Source organism: Amycolatopsis granulosa (assembly GCF_011758745.1).
Classification (GTDB): domain Bacteria; phylum Actinomycetota; class Actinomycetes; order Mycobacteriales; family Pseudonocardiaceae; genus Amycolatopsis_E; species Amycolatopsis_E granulosa.
This window is the reverse complement of the sequence record NZ_JAANOV010000001.1, coordinates 2,901,403-2,922,136: the sequence shown is the minus strand read 5'-3', so window position 1 is coordinate 2,922,136 and position 20,734 is coordinate 2,901,403. Positions and strand designations below refer to the sequence as shown.

Here is a 20,734-nt window from a genome sequence, read left to right as displayed (position 1 = left end):
GAGTCTGCCACAACGCGTGAAGGTGTCACCGCACGCCGACGAAATCGGCCATCTGCGCTGCGGCGTAGGCGAAATAGTGGTCCGCGGGGTCCGCCGTGCGGGCGTACTGGCCGAACAACTCGAAGCTGATCGCGCCGAACAGGTGCGTCCAGGCGGTGATGAGCCGGACGAGGTCGTCGTCCGTGAGCGAGGTGCCGAGGGCCGTCCGGACCCGGTCGGCCTGCCCGGCCAGCTCGGCGGACAGGGGCGGGCCGGCCATCGCGGGCCCGAGCTCGGCCGCCTCCATGACGCGGACCAGCGCGACGGCGACGCGCCCGGCGGGCGCGATGGTGTCCTGGGGCGCGTGGTAGCCGGGCACCGGGGAGCCGTAGATCAGCGAGTACTCGTGCGGGTTCCGCTTCGCCCAGTCCCGCGTGCCGGCCCACACGCGCATCCACCGTTCGCGGGGTTTCGCGGACGGGTCGTCGGCGCGTTCGGCGGCCTCACCGATCTCGTTGTAGGCGTCGATGATCAGGTCGGTGAGCAGGTGGTCGCGGCTGGGGAAGTACCGGTAGAGCGCCGAGGAGACCATCCCGAGCTCACGCGCGACCGCGCGCAGGGACAGCCCGTGCGGTCCGACCTCGCCGAGCTGGCGGCGCGCCTCGTCCTTGATCTCGCGGGTCAGTTCGGCGCGGGCGCGTTCCCGGGCGGTCCTGGTGGCAGGCATGCGGGACAGTCTGCCACATTCTGAGAGCGGCGCACAAATTGGAGAGCAGCGCTCTTGACAGCGCGAACCCCGAGGTGTTCACTGATCTCAACAGAGAGCACCGCTCTCGGAAGGGAGAACCGAGATGAACCGCTACCTCCGGCCGGGCAAGGCCGACGGAGTGTTCAACGCCGTCGTGGGCGTGCTGACCAAACTGGGCCTGAGCGTGGCCGGCAGCCGGGTCCTGCTGGTGCGGGGCCGCAAGTCCGGGCAGATCCGGTCCACGCCGGTGAACCTGCTGAAGGTCGGCGGGCAGCGCTACCTCGTCGCGCCGCGCGGCCAGACGCAGTGGGTGCGCAACCTGCGCGCGGCCGGTGAGGGGCAGCTGCGGGTCGGGCGCCGGGTCGAGACGTTCCGGTTCGCCGAGCTGACCGAAGCGGAGAAGGTGCCGATCCTGCGGGCCTACCTGAAGCGGTGGGCGTGGGAGGTCAGCCGCTTCTTCGACGGTGTCGACCACCAGTCGCCGGACGAGGTGTTGCGGGACGTCGCGCCCGGCTTCCCGGTCTTCCGGATCACCGGAACCGCCTGAGGTGGGCCGGCGCGGCGTCCCGTCCGTGGCCGGCCCGGGTCAGCCGGGCACGCGCTCCCGCGGTTTTGCCGGCGCGGTCACGGCGACCGCGCGGGCGAGCGTGACGAGCAGGCCGATGTCGGCGGCGAGCGCGAGGCGCTGGGTCAGCCCGATCGGCAGCACCCCGGGCATCAGGTAGCTGACCCCGAACAGCAGCACGCCGCCGAGCGTCAGCAGGGTGAGCCGCACGATCGCGGGGTGCGTGCGCACCGGCGCGGGCAGGGTCCAGCCGAGCGCGGCGAGGCTCAGGAACGCTGCCGCGCAAGCATATTCGTGGATCTCGCCGCTTGCCGGGCGGAACCGCTCGGGATAGCTCGCGGGGAACAGCGCCGCCGCGACGAGTCCGAGTGACCACGTCCAGAACAACACGTGTGCCGCCGGGCTGAGCCGGTGCCCGGCGGCCCGGAATGCGGCGAGCAGCGCGACCGATCCGGCGGCGACGGCGATCATGCTCACGCCCAGCAGTCCGATCCCGCCCTTGACGAGCGCGTAACTGGACAACGTGTCCCACACCGGGTTGCGGGCGCTGACGATGTGCAGGACGAAGACGGTCAGCAGTCCCCAGCCGATCGCGACGTTCGCCGCGAGCAGCCAGGGGCGGGCTCTGTCGCCCTTGGTACCTCCGGAAATCTCCATGCGGCCCAGCTTTCCGCCGCAAGTGGTCCCCAAGATCCGGAGAAGTCCCCGATCTTTCCCCTAGGGTCGCGGGAACTCGACCAGCACCAGCGCCTGGTCGTCGTGACGCTTGGCCCGCGGCCAGCGGATGCGGTCCGGGTCGCCGTCCTCCGCGGCCCGGACCGTGTCGAGCACCGCGTCCACACCTCGCGTGCGCGCCAGCCACAGGGTTTCCCGCCAGGTGAACAGGCCGTAGTCGCCGACGCCGCAGGACACCCCGTCGGTGGCGAGCAGCACGGCGTCCAGCGCGGCGCGGGGCCAGCTGCGAACCAGGGCGTGGGCGGCGGCGTCCGGATCGGCTTCGGCCACCCAGAACCCGCCCGGCTGGTTGCGCAGCGCCCGCACGGCATGCTGCGTGCGCAACCGGCCGGCGCGGCGGAGCGTGACCAGACGATCGTCGGCGAGCACGTCCACGCTCTGTCCAAACGCGACGATGGGACTGTCCGCGAGCACCAGCGCGTCCACCCGTTCGGCGTCCCAGCGCAGCATCGCCACCGTGCTGGACGGGGACGCTCCGGGACGCAGGCCGTGCTCGCGCGCGACGCCGGCGATCGCCGCGCGCAGCACGTCACGCAGGTCGCCGGCATCGGGAGCGCCGAGGTCGCGGGCGAGCCGGGATGCCAGCCGGTCCGCGTACCAGCCGCCGGAAGGCTGTTCCGGGTCGGCCGAGGTGGCGCCGTCGAGCACTGCCACCGCGTGATCGAGCACCACGATGCGGTCCTCCGTCGGGCGTGGGCCGCCGTCGAGACCGACACCGGGTCGCTGGGCTGTGCGGATCATCCGTCCGACCCTAACTGTCAACCATGGTTGACGCACGAGCGTTGTCAACGTAGGTTGACGTCATGACAAAGGCAACCGATCTGGCCGCCCGCGCCGGCGACCGCGATCCCCAGGTCGGCCTGCGTGCGGTGGCCGCGTTGCGGCGGCTGCTCGAGCAGCTGGAAGCCGTCCAGGTGCGCAGCGCACGGGCCCAGGGGTGGTCGTGGCAGGACATCGCGGCCGAACTGGGCGTGAGCAGGCAGGCAGTGCACAAGAAGTACGGGAGGCAGTGATGTTCGAGAGGTTCACCTCGGATGCCCGCGCGGTGGTCGCCGGGGCGCAGCAGGACGCGATCCGCCTCGGTTCGCCACGGATCGACCCGTTGCACCTGCTGGCGGCATTGCTGCACCTGCCGGACAGCACGGCCGGGCGCCTGCTCGCCGGGTTCGGCGTGGCGCTCGACGACGTGGCCGCCGAGACCACGCGGGTGCGGCGCCGGGGCGGGATCACCGAGGCCGACGCCGAGGCGCTCGGCGAGTTCGGCATCGACGTGGACGCGATCCTGGACCGGGTCGGTCAGGCGCACGGGCCGGACGCGCTCACCGGTGGCGCCGGTGGGCGGAGGCGATGGCGCACGCCGTTTTCGACCGAGTCGAAGAAGGTCCTGCAGGTGTGCCAGAACGAGGCGATCTCCTTGGGCGGCAAGGAACTCGGGACCGAACACGTCCTGCTCGCGCTCGCCGCGACGCGCGGACCCGCCGCCGACGTGCTCGCCCGGTTCGACGTGGACGCGCGGCGGGTCCGGCAGGCGCTAGCGTGATTCGCGCCAGGCGACGTGCGGCAGCAGGGCCTGGGTGAGCGGGCCGATCGCGAGCGCGTAGAGGATGGTCCCCGCACCCACCGTGCCGCCGAGCAGCCAGCCTGCCGCCAGCGCGGTGACTTCGATGCCGGTGCGCACCAGCCGGACGGACCAGCCCGTGCGCGCCGCCAGTCCGGTCATCAAGCCATCGCGCGGCCCGGGGCCGAGCCGGGCGCCCACGTAGACCGCGGTAGCCACGGCGTTGAGCAGGATGCCGGCGATCAGCAACGTGATCCGCCAGCCGAGCACCTGCTGGTCGGGCAGGACGGCGCGCACCAGGTCCACGACCACCGAGATGACGAGCACGTTCAGCACGGTGCCGAGCCCGGGCCGCTGCCGGAGCGGGATCCACAGCAGGAGCACGGCGACCGAGGCGATCCCCACGACCGTGCCGAACGTGAGACCGGTCCGCTTGGTGATGCCCTCGTGCAGGACGTCCCACGGGTCGAGGCCGAGCCGGGCGCGGGTCATCATCGCCATGCTCGTGCCGTAGAGGGCGAGTCCGGCCAGCAGCTGGGTGAGCCGGCGCGCGGGGCTGATCGACACGCGCACCGGCCGAAGATCGATCGCAGTCACGAAACCCACTTTGCGGTGAACTGGCTGTTCCCGGCCAGGGCCAATTTGCAATAATTGGCTGTCATGGACGCGATAGGCCGCATTTCCGCCCGCAGATTGGCCTTGGTGCTCGGCGCTTGGCGACGCAGTGGCTCTCGTCACGGTGCGGCGGACCTCGCGGCGGCGATCGAGCTCGGGGTACTGGACGGCCAGCTCCCGGTGGGCACCCGGTTGCCGTCGGAACGCGAGCTGGCCGAGGCGCTGGAGGTCAGCCGCACGCTCGTCGCGGCCGCCCTGGACCGGCTCCGGGAGGCCGGTCTGGTGGCCAGCCGGCGCGGCGCGGGGTCGTGGATCACCACGCCGCGGAGCCGGCCGCCGGCCGCCGCGCCACCGGACAGCCCGGAGGCGATCGACCTCGCCCGCGCCGCGTCGCCGGCGATCCCGGGCCTCGCGGCCGCGGTCGATCGGGCGCGGCTGCTGCTGGTCGACGAGCTCGGCGGCCACGGCTACACCGGGCGCGGCCTTCCCGCGGTGCGGGAGCGCATCGCGCAGCGGTACGCCGCGCGGGGCCTGCCGACCACCCCGGACCAGATCATGATCACCAACGGTGCGCACCACGCGTTCGTGCTCGCGCTGCGCATGCTGACGCATCCCGGTGACCGCGTGCTCGTCGAGCAGCCGACCTACCCCAACGCGCTCGACGCGATCCGCAACGCACACACCACGCCGGTGCCGGTCGCGCTCGGCGAGCACGGGTGGGACCTCGCCGGGATGGAGGCCGCGGTTCGCCAGACCGCGCCCCGGATGGCGTACCTCATCGTCGACTTCCACAACCCGACGGGGGAGCGGCTGGACGAGCCGGGCCGGGAGCGCCTCGGTGCGCTGCTGGCGCGCACGCAAACGCATGCGGTGGTCGACGAGACGTTCGTCGAGCTGGACCTGGAGGCCGATCCGCTCGACGGGCCCCGTCCGCTGGCCGCGTTCGCCGGGAACTGGGCGATCAGCGTGGGAACGGCGTCGAAGTCGCACTGGGGTGGTCTGCGGATCGGCTGGATCCGGGCGTCGGAGGATCTGCTGACCCGGTTGTCCTCGGCCCGGTTCGGCTCCGACCTGGGGTCGCCGGTGTTCGAGCAACTGGTGCTGGCCGAGTTGTTCGCCGCGGGTGACGACGCACTGGCGGCGCGGCGCGCGGACCTGCGCGGGCTGCGGGACGCGCTGGTGGAGGCGGTGCGGCGGGAGCTGCCGGAGTGGCGGTTCCGCGTGCCGGCCGGCGGTTCGTCGTTGTGGTGCCGCTTGCCCGAGCCGATGAGCACCCGTCTGGCGGTCGCCGCGGCGAATCACGGAGTGCAGATCGCGCCCGGTTCGAGGTTCAGCGCCCAGGGCGGGCTGGAACGCTGGATCCGGCTCCCGTTCGCCCAGCCGGCGTCCCGCCTGACCGAGGCCACCACCCGGCTGGCCCTTGCGGCCGCCTCGATCCGCGCCACCCCGGCCGACGAACTACCGGTGGCCTGACGCTTCCGGTTCACCACCGGAGCCGCCGGTGCGCTGGACCGTCGGATCTGCCGCTCCAGGGAGGAAGCTCGGCGGATGACGTCCAGCGCACCGGCTGCCGGTCGCCCGGCCCGGATCCCTCCGGACCGGGCACCGCGGTGACCCGCCGGCACCGCCCCTCGACGTGCCGGCGGGCCATCGCGGCTAGGCGCGCATCGGGCTTCCGCTCGGCGCGGTGAGCGGAAGCTCCGGACACGTGCCCGTTGGGGCCCCGGCGTCGCGGGGGCATCGCGACGCCGGGACCAGCACCCGATCCGGCCAGGCGCGGTTGGCCGGTCGGGAAGTCTCAGTGGCCCTCGGATGGTGCGGAAAACGCCCCGGTCGAACCCACGCCTCGATCTTGTTGTGGACGCGGGTCGCCTGTGTGAACGAGCCTCGCGTCTAGTCGGGCGAGGTGGGTGGCAGACCCGCTGGTGTGGCCGTACCCACGAAAGCGCTGGTCAGCGCTCCCTCGATAGGCTGAACCGGGATGGTCGCGGCGGGTGGCCCCAGTACCGCCACCAGGTCGCGGCCGCCGTTGCCCGAGTCGTGGGAAACGGAGATGACCACGCCCGGATCACCCGGGCCGGCCGGTGCCGGAGCCGGCGGCGTGCTGTCCGCGCGCGCCGGATCGACGCTGTCCTGCGGATGCTTCGGTGGCGCCGGTTCGTGTGTCACGGTGACCGGCCTCCGGTGGACGGCGGGCTGCGCCGGTGCGGCTGCCGGGGCGACCGGTGCGCTGAGCACGGTGGGCGGCGGCGCTGGCTCGGTGACCATCGGCGCGGTGACCGGTTCGGTGATGACCGGCTCCGCCCCGGTCTGCACCGCCGCTTCCGTCTGCCCGTGCCCGGCCGGCTCGGGCGCCAGGGGGATCACGGTCTCGACGGTGCGGGCGACGGTGTCGCTGATCGGGTTCGTGGTCCGGTCGGCCTTTTCGGTCACCCTCGGAACCGTGGCATCCACCGTTCCGGTGACGGCCGAAAGGGTGGTGCCAACGGCGTCGCTGACCCTGTTCACGGCGTGGTCGACGGTGCCGAGGATTCCGGTGACCGCGCCGAGGAGGCCCGGCTGCTGTCCGGTGACGACGCTGTCCGGTTCGGACGGACCCTCGTCCGCGGCGGCGGGTTGCGCTCCCAGCACCGCGAACAGCAGCCAGCCCGCGAACACGAATCCGCCCGTGAGCAGCAGCTTGAGTTCCATCGGAAGTGGCCACGCGGACCGACGCGCACCCACCGCGCCGCGCATCGCCACCACCACCGTCCACGAACGACAAGTCTGAGAATGTTTCGGCCTGGTCATCAGGTGCGCTGATGTCCGCCGGTTCTGGCTCCGGTGGCGAGTGTTTCACCTCGAAAGCGATGGATCCAGCCCCGTACGACGGAACCCTGGTTCCGCCATCCGTGTGCCTGTTCGTTAGTTGATCACGGACGGTGTGCGTATTTCTACTCAACTTCCGGCCTACCTGCGGTTTTCGGGAGCTTTCCGACTGCCGGTGCCATCTGAGTGGGGACTGGTGATCACGAGGAGTCCCATGATCGATTCCGACTTCGTCGATTTGCTCGCTCGCGCGTGGCGGGGGGACGAGACGGCGTGGGCCGCACTGGTGCGCGGGCTGTCGGCCGTCATCCTCGGTGTGGCGCGGTCACACCGCCTCGGTGACGCCGACGCGTCCGACGTCTGCCAGAACACCTGGGCGGCGCTGGCGCAGCGACGCGAGCTGCGCGACCCGGCCCGGTTGCCCGGCTGGCTGGCGACCACCGCCCGGCGGCATGCGCTGCGGGTGCTCGAGATGCGGCGCCATGAGGTCCCCGTCGAGCGCGACCGGCCGGACCGGGGCCCGGCACCGGAGCGGGTGCTGCTGATCGCCGAACGGGACGCGGTGCTGCGGCAGGGGGTCGCCGCGCTCCCGGGCCACCAGCAGCGCCTGGCGGAGCTTCTGCTGCGTGACCCGCCCGCGACGCACGCCGAGATCGCGGCCGAGCTCGGTATCGCGGTCGGCAGCGTCGGCCCGCTCCGGCGCCGCGCGCTGGACCGGCTGCGCCGGTACCTGGAGGCGCGTGGCTACGACCACCCCTGAGCGGAACGGTGATCAAGCCAGCTTGTGCAGCCGCTCGATCGCTTCGTCCAGGACGTCGTCCCGTTTGCAGAACGCGAACCTCAGCACGTGCTGCCACTCCGCGGGGTGATCGGTGAACGCGCCGACCGGCACGGCCGCGACACCGACCCGTTCCGGCAGCTGCCACGCGAGTTCGGCCGCGTCCGTGAACCCGAGCGGCCGCACGTCGGCACACACGAAGTACGTTCCGCGGCTCGGCCGGACCGCGAACCCCGCCGCGGCGAGCCCCGCGGACAACCGGTCGCGCTTGGCGGCGAGCGACGTCCGCAGCGACTCCACCCACGGCAGCTCGTGGTCGAGCGCGTACGCGACGGCCGGCTGCAGCGGGCCGCCGGACACGAACGTCATGAACTGCTTCGCGGCCCGCACCGCGGCGACGAGCCCGGGACTGCTGCACACCCAGCCGATCTTCCAGCCGGTGCAGTTGAACGTCTTGCCCGCGCTGGAGATCGAGACGGTCCGGTCGCGCATCCCCGGGAACGCGGCGAGCGGCACGTGCTCGGCGTCGTCGAAGACCAGGTGCTCGTACACCTCGTCGGTCACCGCGATCAGGTCGCGGTCGCAGCACAACTCCGCGATCGCGGACAGCTCCTCGCGGGTGAACACTGTTCCGGTCGGGTTGTGCGGCGAATTCACCAGGATCGCCCGGGTCGCCGGGGTGACCGCGGCCCGCAGCGCGTCGAGGTCGGGCGCGAACCGCCCGTCGGCCGTCTCGGTGAGCGGCACCACCCGCCGGGTCGCGCCGGCCAACGCGACGGCCGCCGCGTAGGAGTCGTAGTAGGGCTCGATCACGATCACCTCGTCGCCGGGTCCGGTCAGCGCGAGGAGCGCGGCGGAAATGGCCTCGGTGGCGCCGGCCGTGACGAGGATCTCGGTGTCCGGGTCGTAGGACAGTCCGTAGCGCGAACGGTGCCGCGCGATCGCCGCCCGCAGTTCCGGCCGGCCGGGCCCCGGCGGGTATTGGTTCGCGCCGCCGAACAGCGCGTTCTTCGCGGCGTCGAGCATTCCCGGTGGGCCGTCGGTGTCCGGGAAGCCCTGGCCGAGGTTGACCGCCCCGGTGCGCACGGCGAGCGCGGTCATCTCCGCGAAGATGGTCGACGTGAACGGCCGCAGCCGGGGGACGAGAGCTGGTTCGCGCATAATCGCCGATCCTCACGGACAATGGGCCTGTGGAGCAACCGACCCCCGCTGACATCAGCCTTCCCCCGGTCCCGGACCAGGAGGGCAAGCGGCGGGCGCTGCGCCGGATGAAGCTGGTGGCGCTCGCCTTCCTGCTCGGCGCGACCGTGATCTTCCTGCTGACCACGTGGGCGCAGTCCGCGGGCTGGACCGGCTGGGTCGGCTACGTGCGCGCCGCCGCCGAGGCCGGCATGGTCGGCGCGCTGGCCGACTGGTTCGCGGTGACGGCGCTTTTCCGGCGGCCGCTGGGCCTGCCGATCCCGCACACGGCGATCATCCCGAGCAAGAAGAACATGATCGGCAGCAGCCTCGGCGAGTTCGTCGGTACGAACTTCCTGTCCGAGCAGGTGATCCGCGACAAGCTGCGGCGCGTCGAGGTCTCGCGGCGGTTCGGGGAGTGGCTGGCGAAGCCGGAGAACGCCGAGCGGGTCACCTCCGAGCTGGCCACCGTCGTGCGCGGGGTGGTGACGGTGCTCAAGGACGAGGACGTGCAGGCCGTCATGGAGCAGGCGGTCGTGCGCCGGGTCGTCGGTCAGCCGTGGGGGCCGCCGCTGGGCAAGCTGCTGCAGCAGGTGTTCGCCGACGGCGCGCACTACAAGCTCGTGGATCTGATGTGCGACCGCGCCTACGAATGGGTGCGGGACAACCACGCGACCGTGCTGCGCGTGGTGTCGGACCGGGCACCGAGCTGGTCGCCGAAGTTCGTCGACGCGATGCTGGCCGACAAGGTGTACGGCGAGGTGCTGTCGTTCGCCTGGGCGGTCAAGACCGACGTCAACCACCCGATGCGCCTCGCGCTGGACAAGTTCCTCGGCGAGTTCGCCCAGGACCTGCAGAACGACCCCGAGACGATGGCTCGCGCCGAGCAGGTCAAGCAGCAGATCCTCGACCACCCCGACGTGCAGAAGCTGATCGGTTCGGCGTGGAGCACCGCGAAGGGCATGCTGCTCAGCGCGGCCGAGGACCCGTCCAGCGAACTGCGCCGCCGGGTGCGGGAGGGGCTGCGGAGCCTGGGCGAGCGGCTCGTGTCGGACGAGGGGCTCGGCGGCAAGGTCGACGGCTGGCTCGAAGGCACGGCGGCGTATGTGGTGCGCAACTACTCCACCGAGATCACCACGATCATCACCGACACCGTCGAGCGCTGGGACGCCGAGGAGACCTCGCGCAAGGTTGAGCTGCAGGTCGGCCGGGACCTCCAGTTCATCCGGATCAACGGCACCGTCGTCGGCGCGCTCGCCGGACTGGTCATCTACACGGTCGCCCAGCTGCTCTTCTGAGTTGTCCACAGACCGGCGAGTTGTCCACAGGCCCGCTGTGGGTAATTCCACCGGGTGGCCGGTGCAGGCCGGCGGCGACTCCGCGTAGAACTCCGCGCGATGCGGCCGGGCATCGGCCCGCGCGCGAACCCGGTCGTGCACGCCGGTCAACACCGAGCGGCGCCCGGCTCCGGCCGTGCGCAGTCAGGGTTGCCGCTGCCGCCAGCTCCGCGCCTTCTCCCGGTTGCCGCACACCCGCATCGAGCACCAGGTGCGCGACCGGTTGCGGGACTCGTCGTAGAACACCCACCGGCAGTCGTCCGCCGGGCAGATCTTCACGCGCGACCAGTGCCCCAGCACGACCAGCCGGGCCGCGGCCGCCATCACGGCGCCCACGGCGTCTCGCGCCACCAGTACCGGTCCCACGCGTACATCCACCTCGACCACGACGGGAACCGTCAACGGTGCCGCCCGCAGCGCGTCACCCACGGCCGCACGCAATGCGGCGCGGGCGGCCCGTGCCGCGGACACCGGCCCCGGCACCAGGCCGCGTTCGCGGCTCCAGCCGCGCCATCCGGCGCCGCGGGTGAGCACGTCGGTGCCGTCCGCCACGTCGAGGGTGTTGAGGAAATCCACGACAAGTGCCACGTCGGACGAGCTCACGTCACCAGTGTAAGCCGGACACTGGTTGCGCTGGTGTCGCCCGTCTCCCATACTCGTCGCTCGGTGTTCCCCATTCTGGAAGGACTTCTGATGAGCGCGGTGCCGAAGCTGGGTGCGATCGTTCTGGACTGCCCGGATCCCGTTGCCCTGGCGGGGTTCTACGCCCGCCTGCTCGACCTGCCCGAGCCGGCGGTGGGGGACGACCGGGACTGGGTGAACCTGAGCGATCCGAGCGGGGTGCGAATCTCCTTCCAGCGGGTGGAGTCCTACCGGCCGCCCGCGTGGCCGGGGCAGGACCTGCCGCAGCAGCTGCACCTCGACCTCGACGTCACCGATCTCGAAGCCGCGCACGCCCGCGCGCTGGAACTGGGCGCGAAAACGCTCGACGAGGAGCCGGAGACCTTTCGCGTCTACGCCGATCCGGCCGGTCATCCCTTCTGTCTCTGTGCCTGCTGACCGGCCCGGAACGATCCGGGGTTCCCGCTGCACACTGGGTGTATAGACGACGACTATACATTGTGTGTATAGTCCGGCGCATGGGAATCGGACAAACGCTTCTCGGGCTGCTCGAAACCGGCCCGCGGCACGGCTACGAGCTCAAACGTGCCTACGACGAGCGCTTCGGTCACGACCGCCCGCTGCACTACGGGCAGGTGTACGCCACGCTGGCGCGCCTGCTGCGCAACGGGCTGGTCACCGAAAGCGGGATCGAGCCGGGCGACGGGCCGGAGCGCAAGAGCTACGCCATCACCGACGCGGGGATCACCGACGTCGAGCAGTGGCTCACCACGCCGGAGAAACCCGAGGCGTACCTGCAGAACACGCTCTACACCAAGGTCGTGCTCGCCCTGCTGTCCGATCGGGACGCCGGAATGGTGCTCGACACGCAGCGGGCGGAGCACCTGAAGGTGATGCGTGACCTGACCCGGCGCAAGGCCGAGGGCGACCTGGCGGACACGCTGATCTGCGACCACGCCCTGTTCCACCTGGAAGCCGACCTGAGCTGGCTCGAGCTGACGGCTGCCCGGCTCGACGAGCTCGCCCGGCAGGTGCGGACATGAGCCTGCTCAGCGCCGATGGGTTGCGCAAGTCCTTCGGGCCGACGGAAGCGTTGCGTGGCGCGGATTTCGCCGTCGACGCGGGCGAAATCGTCGCCGTCATGGGACCGTCCGGATCGGGCAAGTCCACGCTCCTGCACTGCCTCGCCGGGATCGTGCGGCCGGACAGCGGTGTGGTCCGCTACCGCGATCAGGATCTCGCGGCCATGTCCGACGCGCATCGTTCTTCCTTGCGCCGCACCGAGTTCGGGTTCGTCTTCCAGTTCGGCCAGCTCGTTCCCGAGTTGTCCTGCCTGGAGAACGTCGCACTGCCCCTGCGCCTGGGCGGGACGAAGCGCAAACCGGCCGAGGCCGCGGCACGGGAGGCGCTCGACCGGTTCGAGCTCGGCGACCTCGCCGGGAAGCGGCCCGGCGAGGTGTCCGGCGGCCAGGGACAGCGGGTCGCGATCGCGCGCGCGTTGGTCACCACGCCGAAGGTCGTCTTCGCCGACGAGCCGACCGGGGCGCTGGATTCGCTGAACGGCGAGCGCGTCATGCGTCTGCTCGTGGCGGCGGCGAAGGACCTGAGAACCGCCGTCGTACTGGTCACGCACGACGTGCGGGTGGCGGCTTACTCGGATCGCGAGGTGATCGTCCGGGACGGGCGGACTCCGGAACGGGTGGCCGCCCGGTGAACTGGTTCAACGACTTCGCACTGGGCTTCCGGCTGGCTGTCGGGGGCGGCCGGACGTTCCGTGCCAACCTGCCCCGGCTGGTGCTCACCACGATCGGCATCGGCTTGTCGTTGCTGATGCTCCTGCTGGCCACGAGCACGATCAACGCACTGGGTGAGCGGGGCGACCGCATCGCCGGGCGGGAACCGGTGCCGGTGGACGGGCCCGCGTCGCTGTACCTGTCCACGCAGAGCACGCCGGTCGGAGACCGGACGTTCACGGTGAGCTGGCTGGAAGCCACCGGTCCGGACGCGCCGGTCCCGCCCGGGCTGGCGGCGATTCCGCACCCCGGGGAAATGGTCGTGTCGCCGGCGCTGGCCGACCGGCTCGCGACGGACCCGTTGCTGCGGCAGAGGCTTCCCGAGCGCGTGGTCGGCGCCATCGCGCCGGGCGGGCTCGACGGGCCGGACGAGCTGTTCGCCTACGTGGGCGCGACCGGTATGCGGGCCGCCAACGCAGGCTCGGCGATCAGCGGTTTCGGGGCGAGCGCCCCGCCGGACGGCTCGTCCCCCCAGCTGATCTTCCTGTTGATCGTCGGGGTCGTCCTGCTGTTCGTTCCGATGCTCGTCCTGCTGAGCGCCGCGAGCCGGATCGGCGGCGCGGAGCGGGAACGCCGGCTGTCCACGCTCCGTCTAGCGGGCGCGCGCCGCGGGCAGGTGCACCGCATCGCGGCCGGTGAGTCGCTGGCCGGTGCGCTGGCCGGCGGAGCGCTCGGCCTCGCGCTCTACCTCGCCGTGCGGAGCCTGGCAGCGGGTCTGGAGTTCGAGGGGATCAGGGTGTTCCCCTCGGACTTCGTGCCGGGCTGGCCGCTGGGGGTGGTGGTGGCCCTGCTCGTCCCGGTGCTCGCGATCGGCCCGGCGTGGTTCGGGCTGCGGCGGCTCATCGTCGAACCGCTCGCGGTGCTGCGCCAGGCGAAGCCGGAGCGCAGACGGTTGTGGTGGCGGCTGGTCCTGCTCGTGCTCGGCGTCGTCGCGTTGCTGCCGGACAAGCTTCTGGGGGTGGAGTCCCGCCCTGGCAGCACCCTCCCGTTCCTGCTCGCCGGAGCGGCGTTCCTGCTGATCGCCGTGCCCGCCGTCATGCCCTGGGTGACCGGGTTCGTGGTCCGGCGGATCAGGGGCGGGAGCCCGGCGTGCCAGCTGGCCGTCCGTCGGCTGCAGCTCGACAGCGGCACGCCCAACCGGGTCGTGGCCGGCGTGGTGGTCGTGCTGGCCGGGGTCATCACGTTGCAGACGATGATCGGTTCGTCGGCCGCGCACGTGGACCGGGCACCGGCGGCGGCCGGCGGCACAGCGATGGCCAACGTCGTCGACAGCACCGAGGCGGAGGCGCTGCGGCTGCTCCACGGGACGCCCGGGGTAACCGGCGCCTACCCGATCCAGCGGCTGACGGCGCACCGGGGGGATGGGCGACCGGCTGGGCTGCTGGTCGCGCCGTGCCCGGTGCTGGCGCAGCTCCTCGGCGCGTCCGGGTGTGCCGACGGCGCCGCCTACGTGGTGGGCGGCTCGGGCGTCCACCCCGGTTCGACGATGACCGTGGACGAGGCGCGGTTCACGGTCCCGGCGGACGCGGCGTCCGCGTCTCCCGGGACCGCGGCGCTCGTCCGCGGGATTTCGGTGGCGGTCACGCCGGCGGCGGCGAGCCGGCAACAGCTGCCGGCGACCGGACCGACGATCGCGGTCCTGCTCGCGCCGGACTCACTGGACCGGGTCCGGGCCGCGCTGGGACCGCTCGGCTGGCAGGCGACGGTCCGGGGCGACGACGAGTACCTCGGCGGCAGTGGCCAGGACTTCCTGGCAGCGGCCACCGGCGTGCTCTACACCGGGGGCCTGCTGGGTCTCGTCATCGCGGCGGTCAGTCTGCTGGTGCTGCTGGCTGGTCAGCTGAGCGAACGACGGAGGGCCTTCGCGGCGATGCACGCGTCCGGTGTGCCGCTGCCGGTCCTGGCGCGGTCACTGCTCTGGCAGAACGCGATCCCGTTGGTGTTCGGAGTCGTGGTCGCCGTGGCGGTGGCGATCGGCACCGCAGCGCTGACCGTGCGGCTGATGGGCCCCCGCGTGGTGTTCCACGTTGACGCCGGGTTCATCGCGTTGACCGCAGCGATGGCGGTGGTCCTGGTGTTCGCGGTGACCGGCGCGGTCATGCCCGCGCTCCGGGCGGTCACCAGGGTGGAGGCGCTGCGGGCCGAATGATGCGCGTCGAGCCGGAACCGGCGGACCACGGCCCGGATCCTGCGTAATGTGAGACCTGTGATTTGTCCGAAATGCCAGAACGTGATGCGGACCGTCAACAAGAACGGCATCCACATCGAGCAGTGCGACGGTTGCCGGGGCATCTTCCTGGACCACGGCGAGCTGGAGCAGATCGTGGGTGCGGAGAGCGCCTACTACGGCGGTCCGGCCGCTGCTCCGCCGCCGTACCAGGGCGTGGGGCACGGCGAGCCGTACCGGGATTCACCGCGACCGTACGGTCGTCATGGATACGGCGACTCCCCCCGTCCTTACCGTGGGCACGGTTACGACGACTCGCCACGGCCGTACCACGGTGGTCACTACTCCGACTCTCCGCGTCCCTACGGGCATCGGGGTCACCGCAAGCGGAGCTTCCTCGAGCAGCTCTTCGACTGACGCCGACTGACGCGATGCCGGAAGCGATGCTGGACCCGCGCATCTGCCCTCGGTGCGGGGATCTGGCCGAGGTGCCGGCGGTGGCCGGCGACATCCGGTGGTGCCACCGGTGCGGCCACCGCTGGCCCTTTCGCCGGCTGCCGCTGTTCGCGCTCACCGGACCGAGCGGTGCGGGCAAGTCGACGGTCGGCCCGGCCCTGGTGGACCGGCTCGGCGGCCGGGTCATGGTCCTGGAGCAGGACGTGCTCTGGGTGGCCGGGCTGCGGGACGACGTGAACGGGCATCCGGCGTTCCGCGGCACCTGGCTGCGGATGGCCGCGATGGTTCACCAGAACGGCCGGCCGGTCGTGCTGTGCGGAACGGTGGTGCCGCCGGAGTTCGAGACCCTGCCCGAGCGGGCGTTGTTCAGCGAGATCCACTACCTCGCCCTCGTCGCCGACCCCGAGGTGCTCGCCCGGCGCCTCCGCCGTCGCCCGGCCTGGCGCGGGTGGGACGAACCCCGCATCGCGGAGATGCTCGAGTTCAACGACTGGCTGCGGAAGAACGCCGAGACGCTCGATCCGCCGGTTTCCCTCTTCGACACCACGACCGTGCCGCTCGCGGCGAGCGTCGAGCACGTGGCGCAGTGGGTGCGATCGCGCCTGCCGTAACCGTCCACCGAGGACAAGAACGGGACCTGCCGCCCTCGGCCGGCGGTGCGTGGTGGCGTGACCCAGCTAACACTCGATGGTTGCAAGCAGTGTGCTTGCAACAGCTAGCACCTCGGCGTAGCGTGGATCCCGTCGCGAGGAGAAGGACTGACATGCCGGAGGACAACGGACACGACAACTCGGCGGGCGGACCGGTCGACAAGGTCGCCGACATCGCCTCCGGGATCGGTGAGTACATCCGCCAGCAGCGCAACAACGCGAAGATCTCCTTGCGGCAACTGGCAAAGCTCGCCGGAGTGTCCAATCCGTACCTGAGCCAGATCGAGCGCGGGGTGCGCAAGCCCAGCGCGGAGATCCTGCAGCAGATCGCCAAGGGACTGCGGATCTCCGCGGAGGCGCTCTACGTGCAGGCCGGAATCCTCGACCTGCCGACCGGGGGGCCGGTGCCCGACGCGATCCGCGCGGACACCGAGCTGACCGAGCGGCAGAAGCAGGTCCTGCTCGACGTGTACGAGTCGTTCCGCCGGGAGAACGCGGCGGCGGGCGGCGATCGAGGACCGACAACCGCCATCGCCAAGGAGTGAGCACAATGCCCAACACCAAGACCGCCATCGACCAGCTCCGGACCCCGCTGCTCGCCGCCCTGGGTGCCGGCAACCTGGCCGGCCAGGCCGTCGTCGACGCCGTGGGCAAGGCCCGGGAGCGCGTCGCCGAGGGCAGCGAGGCCGCGCGGAAGAACTTCGAGGAGCTGCCCAGCGAGGTGACCACCCTGCGCGAGAAGCTCGACCCGGCCGAGCTGCGCAAGGTCATCGACGAGTACACCCTGGCCGCGCTGAACCTGTACAACAAGCTGGCCGAGACCGGTGAGCAGGCGTGGGACAAGTTCCGCGCCGAGCCGCGGGTGAAGAGTGTGCTCGAGCAGGTCGAGGAGGCACTGACCGCCGCGCAGGAGCGCGTCGGCGAGGTGAGCACCGACGCGCGCGAGAAGGTCGAGGACGTGCTCGGCCTGGTCGCGAAGCGCACCCGCGCCGGTGGTGAGAAGGTCGCCGAGGCCGCGGACGAGGTCGCCGGCACCATCGAGGACGAGGTCGACGAGCAGCCGAAGGCGGCTCCCAAGACCGCGCCGACGAAGGCCCCGGCCGCCCGCCGGAGCACGACGCCGGCGAAGCGCCCGGCGAACGCGACCACGCCGAAGACCACCAAGTAAGCGGTTCGCGAACACGGTTCGGAAAACGGCCCGGTCCTGGCGACCGGGCCGTTTTCCTGCCGTGGGGCCGGGTCACCGGTGCGTGGCGGTCTCGCCGACGGCATGGCCGGGCCACGGAAATCGGCGGCGGTGACGCCGTACTCGCGTTCGTGGCATTCTGGGGATGACCGAATCGGACGATGGGGGCGAAGGGACGTAGGCTGGGAAGGTGCCGTTCATCGCGTTCTGGATCTTGCAGGTCATCAGCTGGGCCGGCACAGCGGTTGGCGTGGGTGCGTTCATCCACGCACTCGTCCAGCGCGCGGACGCCTACCAGGCCGCGGACCGCAAGACCAAGCCCATCTGGCTGGCCATCACGGGTGCGGGCACCATCGCCATGGGGTTGTTCCAGTTCGTCGGCGCCGGGAGTTTCTTCTGGCTGGCCGGGCTCGTGGCCGTGCTGGTCTACCTCGTGGACGTGCGGCCGCGGCTCATCGAGGTCCAGCGCGGCGGCAAGAACTGGTGAACCGCCTCCGGGACCGGCACCGCCTATCCTGGCGGTCGTGAGGACCTGGAGCATCGCCGGGACGCTGACCGTCCACCCGGCCACCGAACGCACCGACCTGCTGGCCGAGCCCGTCGCCAAGGCGCTCGCCACTCTCGACGACACCCAGGCCGGTGTCGTCGAGATCGATCCCGGCCTGGCCGACACCGCCGCGTTCTGCGACGCCTACTCCTCGCCGCTGTCGGCCTCCGCGAACTGCGTCGTCGTCTCCGGCAAGCGGGCCGGGGAGGTGCGCTTCGCCGCCGCGCTGGTGCTCGCCACGACCCGCGCCGACGTCAACGGCGTCATCAAACGGCGTCTCGACGTCCGCAAGGCGTCCTTCGCGCCGACGGACGAGGCGGTCGAACTCACCGGGATGGCCTACGGGGGCATCACGCCGGTCGGGTTGCCCGCGGACTGGCCGATCCTCGTCGACAAGGCCGTCGCGGACTCGCCCGAACTCGTCATCGGCAGCGGTACGCGCGGCGGGAAGCTGCTGGTCACCGGGGAGCTGCTGGCCTCGCTGCCCGGGGCCGAGGTGATTGAGGGACTGGCGAAGCCGGTGAGCTAGGCGGGGCGGGTCGTCAGTGTCGTGCGTCGGGAGAGGATGAGGCCCCGCGGCACCGCGAACCGCTCCAGCAGGGCGAACACGCCCTCGCACGCGAGGGCCAGCACGATGACCGCGAGGCCCCCGGCGAGGATCTCGCCGTAGCCGCCCGCGCCCTGCGCGAACCCGTCCACGATGAAGCGGCCCAGGCCCCCGCCGTCGTTGACGATCGCGCCGATCGCGACGGTCGCCACGAGCTGCAGGAACGCCACCCGCGCACCGGCCAGGACCACCGGCAGCGCCAGGGGCAGCTCGATCCGCAGCATGATCTGCCGCTCGGTGTGGCCGATGCCACGCGCCGCGTCCACCGCGTCCGGCTCGAGCGACACCACGCCCGCGTAGGTGTTGCTGAACAACGGCGGCAGCGCGAGCGCCACCAGTGCCAGCAGCAAGGGCCAGAACGACGTGCCGACGCCCCACCTGCTCGCCAGGTACCAGAACAGGATGATCAGGCCGAAGCTCGGGATCGCCCGGCCGATGTTCACCGCGCTGCTCGCCAGGAACGCGCCGCGGCGGAAGTGCGCCAGCAGCAGTGCGGACGGCACGGCGAGGGCCGCCGCGACGAGCAGCGACAACACCGAGAACCCGAGGTGCTCCACCGTCCGGTACGGGATGCCGGCCGGGTCCGTCCAGCTCCACCGGCCCGGCCGGCCCAGCCAGTCCAGCGCCTGCTCGACCGCGTTCATGCCCGGCCCGCCTTCCGCGCCCACGGGGCGAGCGCCCGTTCACTCAGCCACAACAACGCGTCGACCAGCACGGCGAGCACGATGGACAGTCCGATCCCGACGATGATCGCCGTCGGGTTCGGTGTGGTCGTCTGGATGCCCTGCCGGATGAAGAAGCCCAGACCGCCCATCCCGAGCATCGCGGTGACCGTGACCAGCCCGATCGTGGTGACCGCCGCCACCCGCAGCCCGGCCACGACCACCGGCAGCGCCAGCGGGAACTCGACCTGCAGCAGCAGGCGCACCCTCGTGAAGCCCATGCCGATCGCGGCTTCCCGGACCTCCTCGGGCACCTGCTGGATGCCGGTGACGATGTTGCGCAGCAGGATCAGCAGCGTGTACGTGGCGAGCGGGATCACCGCGGTGGTGAACGACAGCCCGAAGAACGGCACCAGCAGGGCGAACGCACCCAGGCTGGGGATCACGTAGAGCGCGCCCGCCGTGCCCAGTGCGACCGCGTAGAACCAGCGCCACCGCAGCGACAGCACGGCCAGCGCCAGGGACACCACCAGCCCGATCGCGAGCGCGGCGGCGGTCAGCGCCAGGTGCTCGCCGAGGCGCTGCACGATCTGGTCCGCGTTGCGCTCGACCCAGCGCCACTCGAACAGCGGCCGATCGCCCGCGGCCAGCAGGTACTCGCTCACGCGGCGAGCATACGGGCGGGGGCCGACAACCACCGGCGTGCGATCTCACGATGTGAATTCTGTCGGTGGTTGCGGTTAGGGTCGCTCTGACGAACGGCACTGGAGGGTGAACAGGTATGCGATGGACACGGAGCCTGCGGGCGGCGGGGGCGCTCGCGGTAGCGGTCCTGGGGCTGACGGCGTGCGGCGGTGGCGGCGACAGCGGGTCGGCGCAGCCGGGCAAGGGCGGCGCGCCGATCGTGGTGGCGTCCTTCAACTTCACGGACAGCCAGATCCTGGCGGAGGTGTATTCGCAGGCGCTGGAGGCGAAGGGTTATCCGGTCCAGCGGAAGTTCAACATAGGCTCGCGTGAGCTGGTGTACCCGTCGCTGAAGTCGGGCGAGCTGCAGTTCATCCCCGAGTACCAGGGTGCGGCCATCAGCTCCGGCTTCAACGAGCAGGCGCCCACCGACGCGGCGTCCGAGCACGCGAAGCTGGCCGAGCTGTTCGCGCCGTCCGGCGTCGGGCTGCTCGACTACGCGCCGGCCGAGAACAAGAACACCTACGTGGTGAAGTCGGACCTCGCGCAGCAGCACGGGCTGAAGACGATCAGCGATCTGAAGAAGCTGGACAAGGTGGTCCTCGGCGGGCCGCCGGAGTGCGGCACCCGGGCCAACTGCTTCGTCGGCTTCCGGGACGTCTACAAGCTGAACGCCACGTTCTCGAGCATCCAGGAGTCCGGTCCGCGGGTCGAGCAGCTGCGTTCGGGTGCGGTCACGGTCATCCCGCTCGACTCGGTGAACCCGCTGGTCGGCAGCTCCGATTTCACCGCGCTGGAGGACGACCAGCACATCGTGGCCACCGAGAACATCGTGCCCGCGGTGAACAAGAAGGTGCTGGACGAGCGCGGCGCGGACTTCGCGGCGGCGGTCAACGCGGTGAGCGCGAAACTGACCACCGACCAGCTGCGGGAGCTGAACAAGCAGGTCGACGAGGACGGCGACCAGGCGGCCGACGTGGCGAAGGACTGGCTGCGCGGACAGGGCCTGATCTGATCCGCTCCGGTGGCGGCGTTCCGCGCCGCCACCGGCACCGCGGC

Annotated in this window: 26 protein-coding genes; 17 read left to right on the top strand and 9 right to left on the bottom strand. The window is 71.6% G+C overall.

What is annotated here, in order from left to right; genetic code table 11:
• Positions 1-25 precede the first annotated feature (25 nt).
• Positions 26-706 (bottom strand): TetR/AcrR family transcriptional regulator, encoded by a 681-nt coding sequence (locus FHX45_RS14170; protein WP_167101169.1) that lies wholly within the window; start codon positions 704-706, stop codon positions 26-28.
• Positions 707-830: 124 nt separating this feature from the next.
• On the opposite strand from FHX45_RS14170, the gene FHX45_RS14165 reads away from it, so the two are divergent.
• Positions 831-1,274: a nitroreductase family deazaflavin-dependent oxidoreductase gene (locus FHX45_RS14165; protein ID WP_167101166.1), complete on the top strand. Its 444-nt coding sequence runs from the start codon at positions 831-833 to the stop codon at positions 1,272-1,274.
• A 39-nt stretch (positions 1,275-1,313) separates the two neighbouring features.
• Here FHX45_RS14165 and FHX45_RS14160 read toward each other — a convergent pair whose 3' ends face one another.
• Entirely contained in the window at positions 1,314-1,949 is a 636-nt protein-coding gene (locus FHX45_RS14160; RefSeq protein WP_243869043.1) for a DUF998 domain-containing protein, read from the bottom strand.
• Between the two features lie 60 nt (positions 1,950-2,009).
• Positions 2,010-2,768: a protein phosphatase 2C domain-containing protein gene (locus FHX45_RS14155; protein ID WP_167101163.1), complete on the bottom strand. Its 759-nt coding sequence runs from the start codon at positions 2,766-2,768 to the stop codon at positions 2,010-2,012.
• 62 nt (positions 2,769-2,830) lie between these two features.
• Between FHX45_RS14155 and FHX45_RS14150 the strand changes: the two genes are divergently transcribed.
• On the top strand, positions 2,831-3,040 hold the full coding sequence (locus tag FHX45_RS14150) for a helix-turn-helix domain-containing protein (RefSeq protein ID WP_020419540.1): 210 nt from the start codon (positions 2,831-2,833) through the stop codon (positions 3,038-3,040).
• A complete protein-coding gene (locus FHX45_RS14145) occupies positions 3,040-3,567 on the top strand; it encodes a Clp protease N-terminal domain-containing protein (RefSeq protein WP_167101160.1) in 528 nt (175 codons plus the stop codon). Before FHX45_RS14150 ends, FHX45_RS14145 begins: the two co-directional genes overlap by 1 nt.
• Here FHX45_RS14145 and yczE read toward each other — a convergent pair.
• Positions 3,559-4,182, bottom strand: a complete 624-nt coding sequence (gene yczE / locus FHX45_RS14140) for a membrane protein YczE (RefSeq protein WP_167101157.1) — start codon at positions 4,180-4,182, stop codon at positions 3,559-3,561. The two genes, FHX45_RS14145 and yczE, sit on opposite strands and share 9 nt — an antisense overlap.
• A 63-nt stretch (positions 4,183-4,245) precedes the next feature.
• Between yczE and yczR the strand changes: the two genes are divergently transcribed.
• Complete coding sequence (yczR, locus tag FHX45_RS14135) at positions 4,246-5,673, top strand: MocR-like transcription factor YczR (RefSeq protein WP_167101154.1); 1,428 nt, start codon at positions 4,246-4,248, stop codon at positions 5,671-5,673.
• Between the two features lie 420 nt (positions 5,674-6,093).
• Here yczR and FHX45_RS14130 read toward each other — a convergent pair whose 3' ends face one another.
• Positions 6,094-6,891: a hypothetical protein gene (locus FHX45_RS14130; protein WP_243869040.1), complete on the bottom strand. Its 798-nt coding sequence runs from the start codon at positions 6,889-6,891 to the stop codon at positions 6,094-6,096.
• 331 nt (positions 6,892-7,222) lie between these two features.
• Between FHX45_RS14130 and FHX45_RS14125 the strand changes: the two genes are divergently transcribed.
• Positions 7,223-7,768, top strand: a complete 546-nt coding sequence (locus FHX45_RS14125) for an RNA polymerase sigma factor (protein ID WP_167101148.1) — start codon at positions 7,223-7,225, stop codon at positions 7,766-7,768.
• Positions 7,769-7,780: 12 nt separating this feature from the next.
• Here FHX45_RS14125 and FHX45_RS14120 read toward each other — a convergent pair whose 3' ends face one another.
• The gene (locus FHX45_RS14120; protein WP_167101138.1) at positions 7,781-8,947 is read right to left on the bottom strand and encodes a pyridoxal phosphate-dependent aminotransferase; all 1,167 of its coding nucleotides are present in this window, start codon (positions 8,945-8,947) and stop codon (positions 7,781-7,783) included.
• 29 nt (positions 8,948-8,976) lie between these two features.
• Between FHX45_RS14120 and FHX45_RS14115 the strand changes: the two genes are divergently transcribed.
• The gene (locus tag FHX45_RS14115) at positions 8,977-10,263 is read left to right on the top strand and encodes a DUF445 family protein (protein ID WP_167101135.1); all 1,287 of its coding nucleotides are present in this window, start codon (positions 8,977-8,979) and stop codon (positions 10,261-10,263) included.
• A 183-nt stretch (positions 10,264-10,446) separates the two neighbouring features.
• Here FHX45_RS14115 and FHX45_RS14110 read toward each other — a convergent pair whose 3' ends face one another.
• On the bottom strand, positions 10,447-10,905 hold the full coding sequence (locus FHX45_RS14110; protein WP_167101131.1) for a CGNR zinc finger domain-containing protein: 459 nt from the start codon (positions 10,903-10,905) through the stop codon (positions 10,447-10,449).
• 90 nt (positions 10,906-10,995) lie between these two features.
• Between FHX45_RS14110 and FHX45_RS14105 the strand changes: the two genes are divergently transcribed.
• From FHX45_RS14105 to FHX45_RS14060, 10 genes are all read left to right on the top strand, one after another.
• On the top strand, positions 10,996-11,361 hold the full coding sequence (locus FHX45_RS14105) for a VOC family protein (RefSeq protein ID WP_167101128.1): 366 nt from the start codon (positions 10,996-10,998) through the stop codon (positions 11,359-11,361).
• 80 nt (positions 11,362-11,441) lie between these two features.
• A complete protein-coding gene (locus FHX45_RS14100; RefSeq protein ID WP_167101125.1) occupies positions 11,442-11,966 on the top strand; it encodes a PadR family transcriptional regulator in 525 nt (174 codons plus the stop codon).
• On the top strand, positions 11,963-12,637 hold the full coding sequence (locus FHX45_RS14095; RefSeq protein ID WP_167101122.1) for an ABC transporter ATP-binding protein: 675 nt from the start codon (positions 11,963-11,965) through the stop codon (positions 12,635-12,637). Before FHX45_RS14100 ends, FHX45_RS14095 begins: the two co-directional genes overlap by 4 nt.
• Positions 12,634-14,865 carry an FtsX-like permease family protein gene (locus FHX45_RS14090; protein WP_167101120.1) on the top strand — a complete coding sequence of 744 codons (2,232 nt, stop codon included), beginning with the start codon at positions 12,634-12,636 and terminating at the stop codon, positions 14,863-14,865. Before FHX45_RS14095 ends, FHX45_RS14090 begins: the two co-directional genes overlap by 4 nt.
• A 57-nt stretch (positions 14,866-14,922) precedes the next feature.
• On the top strand, positions 14,923-15,300 hold the full coding sequence (locus tag FHX45_RS14085; protein ID WP_167101117.1) for a zf-TFIIB domain-containing protein: 378 nt from the start codon (positions 14,923-14,925) through the stop codon (positions 15,298-15,300).
• Between the two features lie 26 nt (positions 15,301-15,326).
• Positions 15,327-15,950 (top strand): AAA family ATPase, encoded by a 624-nt coding sequence (locus FHX45_RS14080; RefSeq protein ID WP_208407043.1) that lies wholly within the window; start codon positions 15,327-15,329, stop codon positions 15,948-15,950.
• A gap of 152 nt (positions 15,951-16,102) precedes the next feature.
• Entirely contained in the window at positions 16,103-16,534 is a 432-nt protein-coding gene (locus FHX45_RS14075) for a helix-turn-helix domain-containing protein (protein ID WP_167101114.1), read from the top strand.
• A 5-nt stretch (positions 16,535-16,539) separates the two neighbouring features.
• Entirely contained in the window at positions 16,540-17,157 is a 618-nt protein-coding gene (locus tag FHX45_RS14070; RefSeq protein ID WP_167101111.1) for a hypothetical protein, read from the top strand.
• A 208-nt stretch (positions 17,158-17,365) separates the two neighbouring features.
• Entirely contained in the window at positions 17,366-17,662 is a 297-nt protein-coding gene (locus FHX45_RS14065) for a DUF2516 family protein (protein WP_167101108.1), read from the top strand.
• Positions 17,663-17,699: 37 nt separating this feature from the next.
• On the top strand, positions 17,700-18,251 hold the full coding sequence (locus FHX45_RS14060) for a YbaK/EbsC family protein (protein WP_167101105.1): 552 nt from the start codon (positions 17,700-17,702) through the stop codon (positions 18,249-18,251).
• On the opposite strand, the gene FHX45_RS14055 is transcribed toward FHX45_RS14060, so the two are convergent.
• A complete protein-coding gene (locus FHX45_RS14055) occupies positions 18,248-18,973 on the bottom strand; it encodes an ABC transporter permease (RefSeq protein ID WP_208405922.1) in 726 nt (241 codons plus the stop codon). The two genes, FHX45_RS14060 and FHX45_RS14055, sit on opposite strands and share 4 nt — an antisense overlap.
• Positions 18,970-19,656: an ABC transporter permease subunit gene (locus FHX45_RS14050; RefSeq protein WP_167101099.1), complete on the bottom strand. Its 687-nt coding sequence runs from the start codon at positions 19,654-19,656 to the stop codon at positions 18,970-18,972. Before FHX45_RS14050 ends, FHX45_RS14055 begins: the two co-directional genes overlap by 4 nt.
• Positions 19,657-19,772: 116 nt before the next feature.
• Here FHX45_RS14050 and FHX45_RS14045 point away from each other — a divergent pair, with 116 nt between their 5' ends.
• Positions 19,773-20,690 carry an ABC transporter substrate-binding protein gene (locus tag FHX45_RS14045; RefSeq protein ID WP_167101096.1) on the top strand — a complete coding sequence of 306 codons (918 nt, stop codon included), beginning with the start codon at positions 19,773-19,775 and terminating at the stop codon, positions 20,688-20,690.
• Positions 20,691-20,734: the final 44 nt, after the last annotated feature.

Excerpts from the sequence above, each read along its gene's own strand:
- FHX45_RS14165 (WP_167101166.1), top strand. The coding sequence starts at position 831 with ATGAACCGCTACCTCCGGCCGGGCAAGGCCGACGGAGTGTTCAACGCC.
- FHX45_RS14155 (WP_167101163.1), bottom strand. The coding sequence starts at position 2,768 with ATGATCCGCACAGCCCAGCGACCCGGTGTCGGTCTCGACGGCGGCCCA.
- FHX45_RS14045 (WP_167101096.1), top strand. The coding sequence starts at position 19,773 with ATGCGATGGACACGGAGCCTGCGGGCGGCGGGGGCGCTCGCGGTAGCG.
- FHX45_RS14055 (WP_208405922.1), bottom strand. The coding sequence starts at position 18,973 with ATGAACGCGGTCGAGCAGGCGCTGGACTGGCTGGGCCGGCCGGGCCGG.
- FHX45_RS14120 (WP_167101138.1), bottom strand. The coding sequence starts at position 8,947 with ATGCGCGAACCAGCTCTCGTCCCCCGGCTGCGGCCGTTCACGTCGACC.
- FHX45_RS14075 (WP_167101114.1), top strand. The coding sequence starts at position 16,103 with ATGCCGGAGGACAACGGACACGACAACTCGGCGGGCGGACCGGTCGAC.
- FHX45_RS14080 (WP_208407043.1), top strand. The coding sequence starts at position 15,327 with ATGCTGGACCCGCGCATCTGCCCTCGGTGCGGGGATCTGGCCGAGGTG.
- FHX45_RS14160 (WP_243869043.1), bottom strand. The coding sequence starts at position 1,949 with ATGGAGATTTCCGGAGGTACCAAGGGCGACAGAGCCCGCCCCTGGCTG.
- FHX45_RS14130 (WP_243869040.1), bottom strand. The coding sequence starts at position 6,891 with ATGGAACTCAAGCTGCTGCTCACGGGCGGATTCGTGTTCGCGGGCTGG.
- FHX45_RS14105 (WP_167101128.1), top strand. The coding sequence starts at position 10,996 with ATGAGCGCGGTGCCGAAGCTGGGTGCGATCGTTCTGGACTGCCCGGAT.
- FHX45_RS14150 (WP_020419540.1), top strand. The coding sequence starts at position 2,831 with ATGACAAAGGCAACCGATCTGGCCGCCCGCGCCGGCGACCGCGATCCC.
- FHX45_RS14170 (WP_167101169.1), bottom strand. The coding sequence starts at position 706 with ATGCCTGCCACCAGGACCGCCCGGGAACGCGCCCGCGCCGAACTGACC.
- yczR (WP_167101154.1), top strand. The coding sequence starts at position 4,246 with ATGGACGCGATAGGCCGCATTTCCGCCCGCAGATTGGCCTTGGTGCTC.
- FHX45_RS14125 (WP_167101148.1), top strand. The coding sequence starts at position 7,223 with ATGATCGATTCCGACTTCGTCGATTTGCTCGCTCGCGCGTGGCGGGGG.
- FHX45_RS14095 (WP_167101122.1), top strand. The coding sequence starts at position 11,963 with ATGAGCCTGCTCAGCGCCGATGGGTTGCGCAAGTCCTTCGGGCCGACG.
- FHX45_RS14070 (WP_167101111.1), top strand. The coding sequence starts at position 16,540 with ATGCCCAACACCAAGACCGCCATCGACCAGCTCCGGACCCCGCTGCTC.
- FHX45_RS14100 (WP_167101125.1), top strand. The coding sequence starts at position 11,442 with ATGGGAATCGGACAAACGCTTCTCGGGCTGCTCGAAACCGGCCCGCGG.
- FHX45_RS14145 (WP_167101160.1), top strand. The coding sequence starts at position 3,040 with ATGTTCGAGAGGTTCACCTCGGATGCCCGCGCGGTGGTCGCCGGGGCG.